This is a genomic window from Paenibacillus sp. J22R3, assembly GCF_056269305.1.
On the sequence record NZ_JBWDNS010000003.1, the window covers coordinates 535869 to 554918 of the forward strand.

At 48.9% G+C, this 19050-nt stretch carries 18 protein-coding genes; 5 read left to right on the plus strand and 13 right to left on the minus strand.

Features of this window, described 5'->3' with window-relative positions; genetic code table 11:
- Positions 1–17: 17 nt before the first annotated feature.
- Positions 18–1127, plus strand: coding sequence for a GerAB/ArcD/ProY family transporter (locus tag AC0YN4_RS17190; protein ID WP_475782307.1), 1110 nt, complete (start codon positions 18–20; stop codon positions 1125–1127).
- 16 nt (positions 1128–1143) lie between these two features.
- Here the strand turns inward: AC0YN4_RS17190 and AC0YN4_RS17195 are convergent, their stop codons facing one another.
- The 8 genes from AC0YN4_RS17195 to AC0YN4_RS17230 all read right to left on the minus strand — a co-directional run bounded on the left by AC0YN4_RS17195 (position 1144) and on the right by AC0YN4_RS17230 (position 10572).
- Positions 1144–2178 (minus strand): FecCD family ABC transporter permease, encoded by a 1035-nt coding sequence (locus AC0YN4_RS17195; protein ID WP_475836271.1) that lies wholly within the window; start codon positions 2176–2178, stop codon positions 1144–1146.
- A 2-nt stretch (positions 2179–2180) separates the two neighbouring features.
- Positions 2181–3239: a FecCD family ABC transporter permease gene (locus tag AC0YN4_RS17200; protein ID WP_475782309.1), complete on the minus strand. Its 1059-nt coding sequence runs from the start codon at positions 3237–3239 to the stop codon at positions 2181–2183.
- A gap of 247 nt (positions 3240–3486) precedes the next feature.
- The gene (locus tag AC0YN4_RS17205) at positions 3487–3966 is read right to left on the minus strand and encodes a GAF domain-containing protein (protein ID WP_475782310.1); all 480 of its coding nucleotides are present in this window, start codon (positions 3964–3966) and stop codon (positions 3487–3489) included.
- Positions 3967–4104: 138 nt separating this feature from the next.
- Entirely contained in the window at positions 4105–4299 is a 195-nt protein-coding gene (locus tag AC0YN4_RS17210) for a hypothetical protein (protein ID WP_475836272.1), read from the minus strand.
- A 187-nt stretch (positions 4300–4486) separates the two neighbouring features.
- The gene (locus AC0YN4_RS17215) at positions 4487–6151 is read right to left on the minus strand and encodes an extracellular solute-binding protein (RefSeq protein WP_475782474.1); all 1665 of its coding nucleotides are present in this window, start codon (positions 6149–6151) and stop codon (positions 4487–4489) included.
- A 112-nt stretch (positions 6152–6263) separates the two neighbouring features.
- Positions 6264–7163 carry a carbohydrate ABC transporter permease gene (locus AC0YN4_RS17220; RefSeq protein WP_475782311.1) on the minus strand — a complete coding sequence of 300 codons (900 nt, stop codon included), beginning with the start codon at positions 7161–7163 and terminating at the stop codon, positions 6264–6266.
- Between the two features lie 13 nt (positions 7164–7176).
- Complete coding sequence (locus AC0YN4_RS17225; protein ID WP_475782312.1) at positions 7177–8151, minus strand: ABC transporter permease; 975 nt, start codon at positions 8149–8151, stop codon at positions 7177–7179.
- 246 nt (positions 8152–8397) lie between these two features.
- Positions 8398–10572: a helix-turn-helix domain-containing protein gene (locus AC0YN4_RS17230; protein WP_475836273.1), complete on the minus strand. Its 2175-nt coding sequence runs from the start codon at positions 10570–10572 to the stop codon at positions 8398–8400.
- A 254-nt stretch (positions 10573–10826) separates the two neighbouring features.
- On the opposite strand from AC0YN4_RS17230, the gene AC0YN4_RS17235 reads away from it, so the two are divergent.
- Positions 10827–11297 carry a GNAT family N-acetyltransferase gene (locus tag AC0YN4_RS17235; RefSeq protein WP_475782314.1) on the plus strand — a complete coding sequence of 157 codons (471 nt, stop codon included), beginning with the start codon at positions 10827–10829 and terminating at the stop codon, positions 11295–11297.
- A gap of 392 nt (positions 11298–11689) precedes the next feature.
- Here the strand turns inward: AC0YN4_RS17235 and AC0YN4_RS17240 are convergent, their stop codons facing one another.
- The 3 genes from AC0YN4_RS17240 to AC0YN4_RS17250 all read right to left on the minus strand — a co-directional run bounded on the left by AC0YN4_RS17240 (position 11690) and on the right by AC0YN4_RS17250 (position 13374).
- The gene (locus AC0YN4_RS17240; RefSeq protein ID WP_475782315.1) at positions 11690–11824 is read right to left on the minus strand and encodes a hypothetical protein; all 135 of its coding nucleotides are present in this window, start codon (positions 11822–11824) and stop codon (positions 11690–11692) included.
- 343 nt (positions 11825–12167) lie between these two features.
- The gene (locus AC0YN4_RS17245; protein ID WP_475782316.1) at positions 12168–12347 is read right to left on the minus strand and encodes a hypothetical protein; all 180 of its coding nucleotides are present in this window, start codon (positions 12345–12347) and stop codon (positions 12168–12170) included.
- Positions 12331–13374 (minus strand): hypothetical protein, encoded by a 1044-nt coding sequence (locus AC0YN4_RS17250; protein WP_475836274.1) that lies wholly within the window; start codon positions 13372–13374, stop codon positions 12331–12333. The genes AC0YN4_RS17245 and AC0YN4_RS17250 overlap by 17 nt, the downstream gene beginning before the upstream one ends.
- Positions 13375–13686: 312 nt before the next feature.
- On the opposite strand from AC0YN4_RS17250, the gene AC0YN4_RS17255 reads away from it, so the two are divergent.
- The gene (locus AC0YN4_RS17255; protein ID WP_475782318.1) at positions 13687–14952 is read left to right on the plus strand and encodes a DNA polymerase IV; all 1266 of its coding nucleotides are present in this window, start codon (positions 13687–13689) and stop codon (positions 14950–14952) included.
- Positions 14949–15413, plus strand: a complete 465-nt coding sequence (locus tag AC0YN4_RS17260; protein ID WP_475836275.1) for a YhjD family protein — start codon at positions 14949–14951, stop codon at positions 15411–15413. Before AC0YN4_RS17255 ends, AC0YN4_RS17260 begins: the two co-directional genes overlap by 4 nt.
- A 147-nt stretch (positions 15414–15560) precedes the next feature.
- Here the strand turns inward: AC0YN4_RS17260 and AC0YN4_RS17265 are convergent, their stop codons facing one another.
- Positions 15561–16550: an SDR family NAD(P)-dependent oxidoreductase gene (locus tag AC0YN4_RS17265; protein ID WP_475836276.1), complete on the minus strand. Its 990-nt coding sequence runs from the start codon at positions 16548–16550 to the stop codon at positions 15561–15563.
- A 105-nt stretch (positions 16551–16655) separates the two neighbouring features.
- Here AC0YN4_RS17265 and AC0YN4_RS17270 point away from each other — a divergent pair, with 105 nt between their 5' ends.
- Positions 16656–17207: a TetR/AcrR family transcriptional regulator gene (locus AC0YN4_RS17270; protein WP_475836277.1), complete on the plus strand. Its 552-nt coding sequence runs from the start codon at positions 16656–16658 to the stop codon at positions 17205–17207.
- Positions 17208–17360: 153 nt separating this feature from the next.
- Here AC0YN4_RS17270 and AC0YN4_RS17275 read toward each other — a convergent pair whose 3' ends face one another.
- Positions 17361–18995, minus strand: coding sequence for an extracellular solute-binding protein (locus AC0YN4_RS17275; protein WP_475782322.1), 1635 nt, complete (start codon positions 18993–18995; stop codon positions 17361–17363).
- Between the last annotated feature and the right edge of the window lie 55 nt (positions 18996–19050).

The window sequence follows — 19050 nt, forward strand, 5'->3', positions numbered from 1 at the left end:
CGTGAGGGGGTACCTGGATGGGAACGCATGTAAAGGAAAGCTTAACCCTATCACCTTATTTCCTGTGGATTCTAATACACGGTACCCAAATGCGCAGTACCTTGTTAATTTTCCAAAACCGTATCATTCAAGGGGCTGAAATGGATGCCTGGCTATCTTTTGCCATCGTCGGCGTAAGCTTTCATCTCCTTATTGTCATGATGTTCTATCTGCTAAAGCATGCAGCAGAGGGCGATATCATATCCCTGCACAATCAGTTATTCGGTAAGTGGCTCGGGAACCTGCTAACTTTCGTGTTCTATGGCTATATCCTTCTGTTTATCGTAAATGAGTTAAGATCCTACATCGAAGTCATCCATGTTTGGGTTTTTCCAAATTCGCCGCAGTGGAGCTTGTCGCTCTTGCTGCTCCTGATCTCCGCTTACATCGTTTCGGGCGGCTTAAGGGTCATAACAGGTATTACTCTTCTCTGTGTCCTCATTCCGTCTCTGCTGATTCCGTCTCTTTATTTCCCGCTGAAGCATGCGCATTGGACGAACTTTCTCCCGCTGTTCGACCATACCGGGTATCAGTATGCGGAGTCGGCCTACCATTCGTTAAGCACATTTCTAGGCGCCGAATTTCTGCTGCTCTTGTACCCTTTCATCAAAAATCAGGAAAAGTCCAAGAAATGGGCTCATCTGGCGGTTGCCCATTCTACATTCATTTCATTATTGATCGCCTTGGTTACTTTCGCATTCTTAAATCTTCAAGAGCTGAAGCATATCATCTGGCCTACGCTAATTTTGTCCAAAATCATTCGTTTTCCGGTTCTGGAACGATTTGATTATGTGTATATTTTCTTTTGGTTTTTCGTGATCATTTCTCCTTGCTGCGTCGGCTTGTGGGGATGTACTCGAATTCTCAAGAAAACTACCGGATTGAAAGCAAGGCCCGCTTTATGGATCACCATCGGTATTGTGTTTATCATCATGCTTCCCATGAAAAGTCCCTTAATGATCAATAAACTGGACTCCGCATTGTCCATGTCAGGGTGGATTCTAATGTATGGCTATATTCCGCTGCTATGTATATGGGTAGGCCTGAGAAATAGGTTTTCAAACATGAAAAGGGCAGCCTCCTCTTGAGGCTGCCCTGAGCTCACTACGCTTTCGATCGTACCAGTAAGAAAAGAAAATACGGAGAACCAATTACAGCGACGACGATGCCCGTCGGAATTTCTGACGGCATGAACGCCCACCTGGCGATCGTATCTGCCGTAATAATGAGCAGCCCGCCTACAAGTGCGGTCACCGGCAGCATGGCTTGATGCCTTGAACCGACCAGCCTTCGAGCAAGATGTGGAGCAATTAATCCAACGAAACCGATGCTTCCGCTTACCGCGACACATGAGCCTGCGAGTCCGACAGCCGCTGCCAGCAAGAGGATCTGCTCCCGGGAGACGAACGCCCCTAGACCGGTCGCCATGGAATCACCCAAGTTGAGTATGTTTAACGTTCTCGCTTTGTAGAATACGTACGGCAAGAGGATCGCGATGAATGGCAGCAAGGCGAGCACGAACTGCCAGTCTTTCCCCCAGATGCTTCCCGCAAGCCATGTTTGGATAAACATAAACTTTTCTTTGGAAATTCGCAGCGACAGCACAATCGTCACTGCGGATATGCCCGCCGTCACCGCGATGCCCGATAGAAGCAGCCGTGTCGACGATATCCCTGTGTTGCGGCGGTAGGCTAGAGCGAAGACAATTGCGGCGGTTAATGCCGACCCGATCCAAGCCAGCACCGGCAATAGAAATACAGGAGCATTGGCGGCTACCGGGAAGTACACGACAAACAAGAGAACCGCTAGTCCTGCTCCCGAATTCACGCCGAGTATACCGGGGTCTGCCAGCCCGTTGCGCGATATGGCTTGCATGATGGATCCGGATACCGCCAAACCCGTACCCACGAGAATCGCTAGGACTATACGAGGCAATCGAAAATCAAATAATATCAATTCTTGCTGTGCCGTCCCATTCCCTAGGATGGTGTGAATCAATTCCATCGGGGTAAGCCGGATAAAGCCAGTGTTCATGCTTAGAATAAACACGAAGATGATCCCAAGGCCGAATGAACCTATTACGATAAGATTACGCTTATGCATGCGTTTCTCAGCGGAAGATAACACGATTTCTCTCATACTTACAGCTCCCTCCTTTCTTTACGTGCCAAATAAAGAAAGAAAGGTACGCCAATAATGGCAATCAGCGCGCCGATTGGTGTCTCTTCCGGCGCATTAACCGTTCTGGCCGCTAGATCGGCCAGGACAACGAGGAATGCCCCCAGAATAGCCGAGCAAGGGATAATCCAGCGGTAATCGACGCCGACCAGCTTGCGAGTCACATGCGGCACTAACAGTCCGATGAACGCGACCGCACCGGCGACAGATACGGCTGCACCGGCAAGCACGAGCACGACGAGCATCGCCAGAAATTTGATCAGCCCCGTTCTAAGGCCCAGTCCTTTGGCAACGTCATCCCCGAGGCTTAGCATCGTAATTGCCGGGGACAGCATGATCGCCGCAGCCACGGCAACCGCGAACCAGGGAGACATAATTTCGAGCTGCGACCATCTCACACCGGCCACCCCGCCAGCATAGAAGAAAGCCAGGTCTTGTCCGATCCGGTATTGAATGGCGATGCCTTCGCTGAGTGCCGTCAGCATCGCTGACAACGTAGCGCCGACGAGCACCAGTCGAACCGGCGTCAGTCCTCCCCTTGATGCTGCTCCAAGCCCAAATACGATCAACGCACCGAGTCCGGCGCCGGCGAACGAATACAACATCAAGTAGGTATAGGGCAACCCCGGGAAGAAAGCAAAGCATACCGCCAGCGCGAATCCCGACCCGGAGTTGAGGCCGAGAAGGCCTGAATCAGCGAGCGGATTGCGGGTCATCCCTTGCATAATCGCCCCCGAAATAGCGAAGCTGGCGCCGACAAGCGCGGCCCCCAGTACCCGCGGCAATCGAAGCTCTTGAATGATCTGGTGCGAAACAAGATCCGATTGATAATGAAAAATAGCTCCCCACACTTCAGCAAACTTAATATCGGCTGCTCCGAAGGAAACGGATAAAGCAATCGACAGCGCAAGCCCGATTAGCCCGCCGATCATAATGAAAGTCGCGGTCCATGGCCTCGCATGAACGCGTACTCGATTGTCCGGTTGCTGCACCGGGTTTTGCGTTTTCGTGAATGATAACAATGTAAACTACTCCAGTCTATTGGACCATTATTGTCAGCTACTTCTCGCCCGCAGCGTACTTCCCTGTTTTGATTTTATTGATAATTATTCTCAACGTCAACGCTAAGATTTTCCAGTCGCTCTGAATAACGCAGCAAAACCACAGCTCGCCCACAGCCAAGTGTCCGATCACCCCCGCTTATCTGAATATCCAACGGTGAAGCACAAAAAAGCCCGCGTTCATTCACGCGGACTTCATTCGGACCATTTACAAATGGGACACTAACGCATCTACAAACTTCTCTAAGTATTGCTGATCGATCTCGTCGAAACGCTCCAGAATCGGACTATCGATATCAAGTACACCTAACAGCTCGCCGTTCTTGATGATGGGAATGACAATCTCCGATTGGGACGCCGCATCACAGGCGATATGCCCGGGAAACTCATGAACATTGGCTACACGAACCGTCGCCTTGTCGCTGGCTGCCTTGCCGCACACCCCGCGAGATAACGGGATTCGCACACAAGCAGGCAGGCCTTGGAATGGACCTAACACCAGCTCATCGCCCTTGTATAGATAAAATCCTACCCAGTTGATGGTATCCAAAAACTGATTGAGCAACGACGAAGCGTTGGATAAGTTAGCGATGCTATCACTTTCTCCGTCAAGCAACGCGTGCAATTGGCGGATTAACATGTCATAATTATCTGCTCGTGAGCCTTTGTATTCTTCGGTATGAAACATCACTTTACTCCTTTATCGCTGCGGACTGTTCAGCAACAGTGCGGGCTATTCGGCTATACTGCACTCAGTATACCATCGCCGTGTTTATACATTAAGTCATAATTATTGACAGGTCAAACTGGTCTGGATTTATACAATCTATCTTTTCCGCAATGAGGTGACATATACGATAACGGAGAATATGGCCACTATTAAACCAATTCCCGAGATTAATGTATACAAGAAAAGCGGTACAGGACTTGGGTCAGCATAGAAGTTATCCAGATCTGCGATTTTATTAAAATAATAGAGTCCTCCCAGAATTGCTCCGCCTATCCAGAGTAATACCCCCATTATGGCGACTGGCAAAATTTTGTTCGTCACTGCTTTCATCTCCTTATACATCCATCATCAGGTATGGATTTAACTGGTGCTTGATACAGCATAACGATTGTTATAAATTTCCACAACCCCAAAAAGAAGGCCATGCTGCCAGGAGTGAACGCACTCCCAGCCGCACAGCCTTATACGCTACTGCCTATTACTTCTTGCTATCGTACGCTTTTTGATAGATATCCAGATAGTGAGCCAGATTCAAGCCCTCAAAGCCCTTCACGTAGCTATCCCACTCGGAATCCGTCAGCTGCTTCGAGCCTGTCACAAACTGCGCCATATTGGAGCGAATGTACTCGTTGATCTGCGTGCGCAGCATAATCGTTTCTTTCGCGTCGTTCTCATCCATGAAGATGGTGAGCGGGAACGTCTCTTCCGGCTGCTTGTTCTCGTAATTATTCGCCGTTTCGGTGAAGAGACGGAATTCATAACCCTGCTGGGAGAACATATCAGCCGGTGCTGTCCAGGATTCACGGATTTCACGCGTCCGTCTCGTGATGCCCATCTGATCCCATGTATCGTTGGATGTCGTCGTAATATCCCAATATTTCGGCTTCAAGCTGTACTTGGCCGGATTGCCGTGCACATCCTTCTCGCCATCCGGTGCTTTCTCCCAGAAGTTGCCTTCAAGTCCGTACTCGTTCATAATCGCATGCTCTTCGGAATACATGTAATCCGCCATTTTGATCGCTGCGATGGCCTCTTCCTCCGTAGCCTTATTCGTAATGGCGAACTGACCGTTACCGTAGGCCTTATAGTAGCCGGCATAAGCAACTCCGCCCGGACCTGTAAGCGGCGGTACCGTTACATATTCCTTATGACGGTTCTGCCCTTCGGCCAAACTGAAGGCCATGCCGATGTGGCCCGCGGTCACGCTGCCGATAACATTGTCGCCTTCTTTATTGCCCACTTGCGCCATTTGGTCGATATTCTGTGTGAACGATTCTTTGTCGATCAACCCTTCACCGAAGAGCTTGTTAATGTAGGCCAAGCCTTCGCGCCACTCCGGCTGATTGGCTGCCAGCTGCACTTTACCGTCCTTCAAGTAGAAGAAATCCTCATCATTATCATAAATAAAGCCATTCATCAAGAAGTTGGACGGAATGGCATGCCAAGTATTGAATGCACCGGACAGCGGAACTTCGTCCGCTTTGCCGTTACCGTTCGGGTCCTGCGTTTTGAACGCCTTCAGCACCTCGAAATATTCGTCGGTTGTTGTCGGCATCTTCAGGCCCAGCTTATCCAGCCACGTCTTGTTAATCCACAGCTTCTGCGAATACCAGCAGTGGAAACAGTCGTTAATGTGCGGCAGCGAATAGATGTTGCCGTCCGGAGCCGTAATCGCGTCCTTCAGATCCTTGTCCTCTGTGAACGCGCGCTTGATTTCATCGCCATATTTGTCAATCAGGTCATTCAGTGGTACGAGAATGCCCTGCTTACCATAGTCGATTTGCTCTGCTTGCGTGAAGTCACCGGAGAGGAACACGGCCGGATAATCGCCGCTCGCCAGAATCAGCTTCTTCTTGTCCTTCGCGTTAGCACTTGGCGTTGCATCGAACTTGAACTTGATATTGAGCTTCTTCTCCATATACGTCGTTACTGCATTCGTAGTAATGTCCTCAATCTTAGGCGAAACGCTGATGAACGTATTCAGCGTGACCGTTTTACCGGTATCTACTGTATCGCCTGATCCGTTGTCTGTTCCCCCGCTGCTGTTAGCGTTATTAGCGTTATTGCCGTTATTGCTGCTGCAGGCCGTGATGATTAACGCGATCATGACTAGTAAAGCTAGCATTTTCGAGCTTCTCTTCATCTTCAAGACAGACGCCTCCTCGATAATTTCAATATTATCATGCTTCTCTCTTCCCGCACATGCCCCGCTGCAGCTAACTTCCGGTATCACCTCCAGGACGGAATAAGCCCGATTATCCTTTCAGAGAGCCGATCAGAATGCCTTGTACAAAATACTTCTGAACAAACGGATAAATCGCGAGCACCGGTACCGTAGCGACGACGATAAGCGAGAATTTCAACAAATCTCGCAGCCCCTGCATCGCGGACATTTTGTTCGCGTCTACCATCATGCTCGAGTCGATCGAATTGAGGATTAGAATATTACGCAGCACGATTTGAAGCGGAAACAGCTTCTGCGATTTCAGGAAAATAAGCGCTTCAAAGTAGGCATTCCAATGTCCCACCGCATACATGAGCACCAGTACAGCCAAGATCGGCTTGGAGAGCGGCAATACGACCCGCAATAAGAAGCCTAAGTCCGAGCACCCATCGAGCTCTGCGGCTTCGCCAAGCTCCTTGGGGATACTGGACTGGAAGAAGGTTCGGGCAATGATAACCTGCCAGACCGCCATCGCGCCAGGTAGGAGCATGGCCCATCTTGTGTCCAGGATGCCGATATTCTTCACCGTCAAGTAATACGGAATCAGACCGCCGCTGAACATCATCGTAATGACTAAGATCACCATGATGGCATGCCTGCCGTAGAATGTTGATTTGGAGAGTGGATAGGCCAGCATGACGGTCAAGGTTACGTTGATTAAGACCCCGAATCCCGTGTAGAAGAGCGAGTTGCCATACCCCGTCATAATCATCGGGTTGGAGAAGATCGCCTTGTATCCGGCTAGGCTGAAGTCCACCGGAAACAACCATACTCTCCCGCTGATTACGGCCTGAGGCGAGCTGAAGGACGAGCTTACGATATACAGGAGCGGATAAAGCACGGCCAGCAGGATGATCGTCAAGAAGGCATAAACCACCGTCAGAAACAGCTTGTCTCCGAACGATTCTCGAATTGCGTTAGTACGCGCCACCTGTGAACACCCCCTACCATAAGCTGCTGTCTGATAGGCGTCTTGCGAAATAGTTGACGCTTAACAGCAGAATGAGATTGATGACCGAATTGAATAAATCGACGGCGGCTGAGAAGCTGAAGTTCGCGCCGAGCAGACCGATTTTATAAACGTAAGTCGAGATCACCTCGGAGGTGCTCGTATTGAGCGGATTTTGCATGAGATAGATTTTTTCAAAACCCACGTTCATGATCTGCCCGACATTCAAGATGAGCAAAATAATCGCAGCAGGCATGATGCCGGGGATATCGATATGCCATACTTTCTGGATACGCGAAGCCCCGTCCACTCGGGCAGCTTCATACAAATCGGTATTAATGCCGGCCAACGCTGCCAGATAAATAACCGCTCCGTACCCGATGCCCTGCCACACGTTCGACCATACGAAGATGCTGCTGAAATAGCTTGGAATACCCATGTAGTTTACGGCTTCCATGCCAAACAAACGCAGAATATGATCGATAAAGCCGAGTCTGGGCGACAGGAACAGAATGATCATGGAAACCATGACGATCGTCGAGATGAAATAAGGCGCGAACGTCACCATTTGGACGATTCGTTTGAAGCGCATGCTTCGTACCTCATTCAGTGCAAGGGCCAATATAATCGGTGCGGGAAACCCGATGAGCAGCGAGTAAATACTGATCACGAGCGTGTTCTTGATCAGCATCCAGAAGTTCGGCGACTTGAAGAAGGTGGTGAAATTCGTTAAACCGACCCATTCGCTTCCAAGGAAGCCGCGTACCGGACTGAAATCCCGAAAGGCGATTTGAGCCCCGTACATGGGGATATATTTGAAAATAAACAAATACCCGAGCGGCAGCAGAACAAGCAGATAGAGCTGCCAATGCCGCTTCACCCGTTTACCCCGATCCCTCAGCAGGAGCGCGGTGCCGTTGACGCGAACTTCCGATTTCTCCCTTTCGATGACTCCTGTCGATGCAGGCATATTGTCTCATCACATCCCCTATTGAAGTGTTGGCCTTGATTGCTTTTTACGATAATGGATGCCATGCAAAGCCCGCAACAACCACTAATCCACCGGATGTGCATTTTTCCAAAGCCGCGCCGTTACTGGATATTCCCCCTCGATCGCTCAACTTTCCGTAAGCGCTCAACTTTCCGATTGGAGCCTAAGAACAACAATAGAGGCCGCCCACGAGCAGTGCTTCTGCTCATGGACAGCCTCTATCATTTACATTGCATGGCGCTTACGGAAATCGACTGGCGATATGCCTTCCACTTTACGAAAGACGCGCCTGAACGTTGCCGCATTCAAGTAACCGACGTGCTCGCCGACTTCCTGGATGGAATCCCGCTCCTCGAGCAGCCGTTTCTTCGCTTCGGCAATGCGCAGCTGGGACAGGTAATCGAGGAAGTTCTCGCCGAACTCTTCTTTAAAGAGCTGACTGATATATTTGGCGCTGATGCCGAATTTATCGCCGAGATATTCGAGCGATAAATCCGGATTAGCATAGTGTTGTCCGATGTAATCTCGAATGTTCTGCAGAAGCTGATGATGCAGGCGACCGCTGTACATATGCCCCATCTTGCCCGCGAAGGATTGCAGCGTCACGCTGAACAGGCTTTGCAGCTCGTCAAGCGTATCGAACTCGTCGATGATTTGGCGTAAGGAAACCGCTGCTTCGGACATCCATACCTCATAATAATCCTTCGAAGCTTGAGAAAGCTGAAGATCCATATGTGCGACAAAATAGCGGCAAAGCTCGTCGATCTCACTCTTCGGCAGACAGCAGCTTCTCATCCCGCTGAACAGGGCGTCGAAACTTCCCCTCCAGCCCTCCTCGTGAAGGCGAAATTGCTGGATAAGCCGATGAATTGCCTGCAGATGCTTGTTGGTTGCTTTCGCCGTCGATCCCTGCTGCGTTTCGCTGTAGTAGATAACCCGGTTGTGACCAAGCGCAGCCTTGAAGGTCAGCGCCTCCAGTGCTTGTTTATTGGAAGCTCCCGCTCCTTCAGCGTTCGCCTCCCCAAGTCCGATGGTCACCGAAAAGGCCAGATGCTGATGGATCCACGCGGTTATGTGCTCACAGATCGATTCTGCCTTTTCATTTGAAGAGTCTGAAATGAACAGAATGCCCGTCATTTGCAGCGGAGTTGTCCACTCCAACCAAATCGGAATATCGTGCTGCGTGTATAATTCATGGGCCGCACTGCTAATGACGAATTTGAACAGGGATTGATCGCGGCTTTTATACTGATTAAACACTTGCTCCGGATGATCAATTTCAATCACGAACACCCGCTGCTTCTCATGCTGCGGCAGCGCGGACAGGTCACTGGCTTCCGCCTGCTCGCCCCGCTCAAATTGCAGCAGCTCCCTGAAGGTGGCTTTCTGCTTTCGAGCAGCCGCTGCCTCGGCTTCTTTGCGAAACAGTTTGGTCTGCTCGGCAAAGTTGTTAATCGCCGTCTCGATGAATGTAAACTCATCCACCGCGAGCCTCCCCAGCGTTGGCTTCCCTGAGCCGAATTGATCTTGAATACGGAAGACGAGCTCTTCGATTGGCTTGTAGCTTTTGCGCGTGATATACACTATCGAGACGCCGCCAGCCAGGAAAATAATCAATCCGAGCACGAGCCAGATGCTCGAGAGGTTCGACATGACGGACACGATCTTCCCGTTCACGATGCCGCTCTCTACCGTCCAGCCGGAATACGGCGATGTCAGACTCGCCAGTACCTTCCCGGTTTCGGGCCCCTCATCCTTCTTAAACAGCGGCGCTCCATCGTGATCGTACAACTGGACGAATGCTTGCTCCGGATCGTACATTTCTTTAATGATGTTCCGCAGAGATGCCGCGCTGACATTCACGACTACTAGTCCGTCCGCGCCGTTGCCGACGGAGACCTTGTGTACGAGACTGATGACATTCTTGGGCTTCTGGGCGACCAGCTCTCGATAAGGCCGAATTGAGCTCCAGGATGAGGAATTACTCTCCTTGCTGTAGCGCTGGCTGCGAATAAAGGCGTTGTCTTCAAATTCGTTCAACTTGCTTGTCATCCCGCTGAAGACGATGCCATCCTTATATCGGACCAAATAATAGGAGTCGATGATCGACATTTCGTGCTGTAATTGCAGCATCCGATTCACAACCTGATAGTTTAGAAAGACGTTGTCGCTGCCCTTCTCCAGGAAGAAATCGTTCAGCAGCTTGCTCGATACCAGCTCGCGGATCATCATCGTGTCCAGCGTCTTTAAGCTGACATCGACGGTTTGGAGCAGCTGACCTGCGAACACTTTACTGGATTCTTTGGTATTGCGATTGCTCTGCTCGACGAGCGTTTGGAAGAATACGAAGAAGAGAAAGGAGAACATGATGAAGAATATCGGGAGGTAAGACCATATCATCTTTCGCAGCCATGTACGGGTCAATGTACCATCATTCCTTTATAAGGAAGTTTGCGCATATTTGTAGGAAACCCTCGATGTAACCGCATTCATGCATTACTTCTCATTATACCGATAGGTGTATTCATCGTCTATGTTGCGGATGATAGGAAACTGACTTCATTTCCAAATTATTGATGGCGTGCGCGTGCATCGCGAATCGGTTAGTCATCCTCATTTACGCTATAATACAAATAGGAATGGAGGTTATTTCATTGCTCATTAGGGAAATAGAGTCGCAAGATAATGCAGCCATAGAACAAATCATTCGGGCATGTCTGATTGAATTCGGAGGCAATCGTGAAGGATTGGCGTGGGAGGATGAGAGCTTAAGCCGGCTTGCCGATTATTATCGGCCTGAGGGACGGGGATATTGGGTCGTGGTACAGGATGGCGAAGTGGTCGGCGGCTGCGGCATCGCTCCTTTTGCCGATTCTGACGACGTTTGCGAGCTGCAAAAGATGTATATGCTGCCTCACGCGAGAGGTACAGGCGCTGCGGCTTCATTACTGGATACCGCTCTATCGTTTGCCCGTAAGCATTACAAGCAGTGCTATCTGGAAACGTTATCGAATATGCACGCAGCCAATCGTTTCTACGCGAAGCATGGCTTCGCGCAGCTTGATGCCCCCCTTGCCGGATCGGAGCACTTTGCGTGCGACGCTTGGTATATCAAGCGGCTGTGAGAAACTGAAAGCCAGCGCGCCCTTAGGCGATGGCCCTTGGGCGCTGGCCTTTGGGCGCTGGCCTTTAGGCTGCCCGAGATAATCTCGGGCAGCCACTTTTTTGTCTGTACAACATGGATCCACGTGTAACGGTTGTCAGCGTGGCTATTTCATGAAAATATGCCATTTTGAAATTCTAACGGTTGCGACAGGCGTTATTTGCAGCACATTGGTCGATTCCTAGTGGAAAACGATCAAATAAGCTCGCTGGCAACCGTTAGAAAATAAAAAGGGTACATTTAGGCCAAATAGCCACTGTCACAACCGTTAGACTTGGAAGCGATAAAGCAAAAAGCCAGCGTCCTTGGGGCGCTGGCCATTTTAAATGCGTTCAAGCAGAACAGGCGCGCTTCCTACTCCTCCTCATCGGTAATACCGGTCTCGATCCGGTTAGACGGTACGCTTCTCGGCGCGAGCACCAAGCCCGGGATCTCAGGTGTAAAGACGGCCGTTGCTTGGTTGAAGATATTAGCTTGATCTCTCTGCAAGCTCCGCGGCTCCATCCCCCGTCCAATGAAACAACAAATGCCCGATGATCCATTGTTGGATCATCGGGCATTTGTACGATCACCGAAATGATGGTTTTATTAGAAACGTCTTACTTCGTTTTCCGTCTTAATTTCTCGAGTTCGGCCTCTCTCTTAGCTCGGCGATTGTCTAGAATCTCTTCTTGGGTTCGGTCTTTGACAGGAGAGGGCTTCGGACAAAATGGCACAATCTTCTTCTTGCTCATACTATTCACCCTTCTTGAGAGAATAGTAGTCAGTGTTGCCAAGGAATCGCTCTATTAAACAGAAAAGGCCTCTTGGTCTCTACCAAAAGGCCTTACGATTATCGGGTTAATTGATAAAGTCGTTCAATGGTTTGCTCTGTCGTGGAAGTCAGCTGACCGATCCGTTTCAGCAGTTGTTCACGCTGTTCTCGGCGCTTCTGAATAATCGATTGTTGAGAAACATCCTCTACTACTCGAATCGTACTGGCATAATCAGCCCGATTATTGTGCTCCGGCATCCAAGTCAACCTCCTTCTGAGAAAGCATTCGTTTCTGGATCGTGAGACAGAACGCATGGATAACTCTACGAATCTGTCTTGACTCTATGATATCATTATCCAAAATCAGAGACAAGGCATGCTCATCATCGTCATCAAAATGAAAACACCATACCCACGTTTCCTCTTCCAGCATGTCCATGCGAAACGAAACAACATGTCTTCCCGGATACGGATTATTCGAGTAGGCTTGTCCCATCTGGTCTTTAGCGGCGGCTACAGCTGCAAAATCATGATCGTTATCCAGATCAAGGTCTCTTTTCTTCCCAGTGGTCCCCTTGTCCATAATGAGTTTAAGGGTATTCCCTTCCCGGCGATATAAAGAAAAGCCCGATACGAAATCCAGATCGGTAAAGGCGAGCGCATCATTCACGTATCGATATTGATTCTCCGTTATGGCCTTAACAACCTTCGTTAACGTGTAAACCGCACTATCCGACTCTACCAATTCATCCTTCAGCATAGCGATTGCCGCTTCCTGCTCGGTTATCGTGGACTTCAGCTCAGCAATGCTGGACTGCATGAAGTCATGCTGGCTTTGCGAGTAGGCGACTACGTAAGCGACGCCGGAGGAATCTTGATCATTCTGGCTGAATAAGGCATTTACAAGCGTATATAAACCATCAAAGGTAAAGTCATCCTTCTTCACAAAAGGGGCCCATACCTGTTCGTACTCGCGCGGACGTTTGGCTTTGAAAGCTTCTACATGAAACTCAGGCTGTCCGATTGCAGCCATCTTATTGATGTAGGCTTGGACGAGAAAATAGTAGATGACGAGAATGAGCACTATTGCGGACAATATACCGATCCAGAGCGGAAGCTGCGCGTAGTTCCCTGCTGAAACTCCGGCCGCGATAGGTCCGATTATGGGCAGCGTGGTCCAGGAGATCCCTTTAATCAGTTTAGCCTGCTTGAAATAACCGCTAACCGTTTTCACCGGCCCCTTCCAAGCCTTGCCGCGCCATCTCTCTCCATTTTGGTTTCTCATTGTTTTGATGATCGGGTCCATATCGCCCTTTATCTCGCTTAGGTAGCTATGATAATTGGTCTGAATCGATTTGATGACCATTCCTGATTAATCACCTCAATTCATGATACAACAATCATTCGGAACAAGCATACATCGATTTGTAAAATTCTCCATTTACATTCACCCATTGCATAACGAACGCATATTCGTATATATTATAAGAACAAACGTTCGTAATCGAGGTGACAATAATGCCAACTACAACACTCCGTAAGTATGTCGGCAAGACGGTCGTGATTATATACGAAGCTGTAGACCCGGTGATCCGACATGCGGGGTAAAGATCGGGTAATCATGCTCGCGGACTGCCAGAGCTTCTATGCCAGCGTAGAGAAGGCCACACATACGCAATATGCAGATAAGCCCGTAGTTGTGGCGGCAGACCCTGATCGGCGCAGCGGTATCGTCCTCGCTGCCTGTCCGATCGCGAAGGCGCAAGGTGTTTCTACCGCTATGCGTTTAGGTGAGGCGGTTAATAAATGTCCACAAATCGTTGTCATACGTCCTCGAATGCAGATGTATATCACGGTTTCGCTCTTGATATCGCAGATTTATAAAGAATTCACGGACTTGGTCGAACCCTTCAGTATTGACGAGCAATTTATAGATATTACGGGTTCCATGAATTTGTTTGGCTCTCCCATTGAGATCGCGCATCAAATGCAGTCCAGCGTCCTCCTCTCTACCGGCGTATGGACTCGTGTAGGCATTGGTCCGACCAAGATACTCGCGAAGATGGCTACGGATAATTTTGCCAAGAAGAATCCTGACGGTATTTTCACATTATCGAATGACAATATCAGCTCTGATTTATGGCCGCTTACGATAGACAAGATGTTCATGGTTGCCGGCAAAATGACGACTCACTTTGCTCGAATGGGAATCTACACAATCGGCGATCTCGCAAAGCTTGAATTGCACGAAGTAAAGCAGCGCATGCGCATCCGGATGGGGAAACAAAGTGACATTAAAGCAACCTACTATTGGCAGACGGCAAGAGGCATAGATCCTAGTCCCGTAGTTACCAAAGCCTTCGGAACGCCAAAGTCAGTCACCCGAGGTCGAGCGCTGCCTTGGAGGAGGTATCAATCGTTAGAAGACATCGAGCCGCTGCTGCTGGAGCTTGTCATCGAGGTATGCCGAACGAGCCGGCACTATAAGTATCAGGGACGTACCATTACGGTAAGTGCCGGGACGACGAACGGCGTTTCATCCAGCGGTTTCAGCCGGCAAACTACACTCGACGACCCCAGCTGCTTAGAGCATCAGATTATTAAGACTGCACATTCCTTGTTCCTGAAATACTGGGATGGCAACCCACTGACACATCTCGCCGTTGATCTGTCACAGTTAAGCGACAACAGCGTCTACCAGCTCGATTTATTTGAAGACCTGCCGCGCAAACGTAACCTGGCTGCAGCAAAGGACATGATTAAAGATCGCTACGGCGAGGCTGCACTATTAAGCGCCTCTTCTTTACTTGAATCAGGTCAGGCGCGCGAGCGAGCTCAGAAGATTGGAGGGCACTACAAATGAGCAAGTTTCTGTCTGGCAATGGACGCTGGGAAACGAAGTTCGTATCACCGGAACACCGAGAGCAGTACAATGAGCAAACAGCTGCCAACAAAACACCTGCGCAGCAGTTGTCTCAAGAAACCTTGAAGCTTGTACGGGAGTCTGTCCTGCTGCCCATCTTAATGAGTGTCATTGAGAAGAATCGTCAAGAAATCGAGCGATCGAAACATTCCCTCAAAGGTTTATATATGGCTTCAGCAAACGCATTACTGGATGTGATCCATGCGGATTTGGTTAAAGTGAGAAGAGAATTACGGGAGCAGCAAATTAAAGTCATTGAAGAAGATCGTATCGATGATGCCATGCATTATAGATTTATTTGTCGTGGCTATGAACATAAATTTTCGTTGATGAGATTTGTTGTGCTTTCAGAAATCAACGCCAGATTAGGCAGGTATATTGAACAATTGTTTAGGAAATAGAAGATAAACGGCCTACCTAAAAGTAAAGAAATGGCGTCACAGGTCTCATAACTGTGGCGCCATTTCTCGTCTTCGATCATCTGCGGCTTTTCCAGAATTTAGCAATATTACCGGAGTTATAAATAATTAGTTTTATTCCTACAATAATCAAACACGACTCCTAGGAATCGTCCCGTGTGGAATGTGCAGCAGTTCTTCGCCGATTGTCCAAAGCTTCTCAGCCGACACCGGATCAATAGCCCAAGGCCGGACTCCGCGTTGGAGTTGGCTGTCTGCCGGTACAACCTCAGCGATATCTCCATCTTCGCAATAGACGCCTCCCATGTCATTCAGCATTGGACTGACTGCGCACCAAACTGCTGTGGCGGCGCCTTGCTCGGCGGATTTGAAGCCTCCGGAGGATGTATAAGTGCCGTCTTCGTTCCGAGTCACACCCCAAGCAGCCAACTCCTCATTGCTCATGTTTCGGGTTAAACCCGACAGGATTGCACCGGGATGAACCGCAAATGCACGTATTCCGTGCTCTCGGCCTCGTTTATCCAGCTCAACAGCAAACAACGAGCATGCGATCTTCGATTCGCCGTAGGAGACGAATTTGTTGTACGGCCTCTTGGTAAAATGAAGATCCTCGAAATCGATCGGTCCAGTCATATGGCCAACGGACGAATAGGAGACAACCCTAGCGTTCCCGGATTGCTTCAAAGCATCCCATAAACCTACAGTTAGTTGAAAATGTCCTAGCGAATTCGTTGCAAAATGGGCATCGAAACCTCGGTCGTCATGAGTCACTGCAGGGAAACAAACACCAGCGTTCAGAATCAGAAGGTCGAGCGTACAATTGGAACTACGGAATACCGCGGCGAACTCGTCTATAGAAGTGGGATTCGCAAGATCGAGCTTAATGACCTCGACATTCTTAAGCGAAGCAAGAACTTCTTGTGCTTTATTCACATCACGGGCACCAACTATGACAGTGGCGCCTGCGCCTGCAAGCGCACGCGTTGTTTCCAGACCGATGCCTCCATGTCCGCCTGTCACGATTGCCAACTTTCCACTGAGGTCATGTCCAGCCAAAACTTCTATAGCGGTCGTTTCGGGACCGAATCCCGAATGTAACGGTTTTTGTTCAGTCGTCATATGTGATTTGCTCCTTCGAATGTGATATTAGACAAAAAACTTAAAATGTCTATACGTCTATACTATACAAGTAGACAAATCATGTAAAGTGTATAAAATGGAAATATGGATGATAAAAAGAAACAGCATATTGTCGCGACGGCGTTAGAGGTGTTCTTTAAGTACGGTTACAAACGGGTATCCATGAATGAAATTGCAGAGGCAGCGGGCATTTCACGCGCAGGTCTCTATTTACACTTCAAGAACAAGGAGGAAATGTTTAACGCCGCGATTGTTTACCATGGCGACCTCCTCATCGAGGAGATCAAAGAAGGGTTGTCTACCCCTAGAACGACGGAAGAAAACATTTTATATGCCATTGATGTATGGGCAATCCGTAACTTCGACGATTCGCTGCACTCGCCGGAACACAAGGAAATAACGGACAGCTCGTACCAGTTCGCCCGGCAGGCGCTTGACGCCAGCTATGGGAAATTAGAAATACTACTGGCTGACTTGCTGGAGAAAAACGTTAGCACTGCTAGAGGAATTACTTCCATGAGATTGGCGCACCTAGTCATAAGTGCATTACGTGGCTATAAAACGGTAGCCAAGAGCTCGGAAGAGCTTCGCCTCATGATTCAAGATTTGCTCCGAATCGTCTTTCACTTCGAGTGAGCAACCTCTCCGCCTTCCAGCGGAAAATCACTTCTTTAAAAACATCAAGAAAATAAAAAAACCGCGTAAACACGGATTTTTCAGAATGTCGAGAAACCCAACGTTTTTTAAACGTTGGGTTTCTTTTTGGTTTTGGGGGATGGTTTGTGGGATTTATTGATTTTCAAGATAACGCGTGTAAGCTTCTTGCACGTAACCGATTAATTCGTTCCAGCCTGCTTTTTCAAGATCCTTTAAGTATTTATCCCAAGCTTCATCGATGCCGCCATCTGTTATCCACTTGCGCCGATTGTTGTCCATTAACTGATAAACTTGGGCGGAGAGAAGTGCCATCTTATCCGCAACTTCCGGCTCGTAGAATATAGTGTGCGGAATGTAAGGATCTTTCAGATGCTTATCAATGAATCCAACAGCCTTCATGTCATCCAACAGGCGCTTCGCATCCTGCGGATATTCGACGACTGTATCGTAGTACTCCGTCAATACGGCGACAGGTGTCCCACCACCAATCGTATTCCGGTTGCGCATTTCACTGTACGTCTTCAGTCCATCCTTCAAATCGTCAAATACCATCACGCCTGCGTCATTCTTCTTATACTGATAGCCCAGCGGGCCCCAGTTGGTTTGAACGGACCAGCTTGGATCGTATAAACCGTCAGCCCATTTTAGAATTCTCGCAGGATCTTTGGCTTCCTTCGTGAGTACGAAAGCGACCGGATTATGCATTTCAACAAGGTTCTCTCGGGTGCCGAATTCCCCGCCTGGTCCTGTTAGATAAGGTACAGCTACATAATCCTTGGAGCGTTCCTTATCCACGACATCGCTTATTGAGAAGGTTAATACGCTTCCAACAATAACATCCGGATTTCTCAATTTAGCTTGAAGCTTCGGACTGTCGGTAATCAGATATTCCGGATCAATCAAGTCATCCTTGTACATGTCGTGCAAATATTTGATACCGGTCTTGTACGCATCGGTGGTCGATGTGCTGAAGATTTTGCCGTTCTCGTCTACGCCAAGGCTATCGTTACGGTCTGCCTGACCCCATAGTCCGAAAAACTGGCCGAAGTCGTTTGCGTTACGCCAATGCCCGATGCCCGAGGTTACATCTTTATTAGCCAGCGCCAATCCGATTTCATCCTTCTTACCGTTGCCGTTCATATCCGATTCCACGAATTTCTTAAGCGTATCGCGGTACTCGTCAATCGTCTTCGGGATCGGCAATCCGAGCTGATCCAGCCAAGGTTTATAAATATGAAGAATGCCTTGATTACTGATTAAGCCGTACATCTCTTCAATATAAGGAAGTCCGTAAATATGGCCATCCGGCGCTGTGATCAGCGCTTTGTATTCCGGGCGCATCTCCAATACTTTGGAGAAATTCGGCATATCCTTTATGTAATCTTCAATAGGAAGGAAGATGCCTTGATCCACATTCTTCATGATCATGCTTGTATTCAGCGATTGCAGGAACGCCTCCGGCAGATCTCCTGTAGAGAGCATCAGATTCACTTTCTCCGAAGCAGACTCCGACGGAATTTCTTCCCAATCGATATCGATGCCGGATACTTCTGTATAGTTTTTATACCAGATCATTTCATTAACAGGAAGGTTTTGCGGATTTTTAGGCCGGACGATATGGATCGGAGCACCGGAATTTCCCTTCGTCGTTGCGGATTCCGCTGCCTTATTATTCCCCGAAGGCTCATTGTTGCTGTTCGATGAGCAGCCTGCGAGAATCCCCGGCAGCATTATTGCCGTACAGAGAATAGCAATCATCTTCTTCATTGTACTTGTCTCTCCTCTTCATTTGAATTGAGTCGACTCCCCTAATGCGATCATT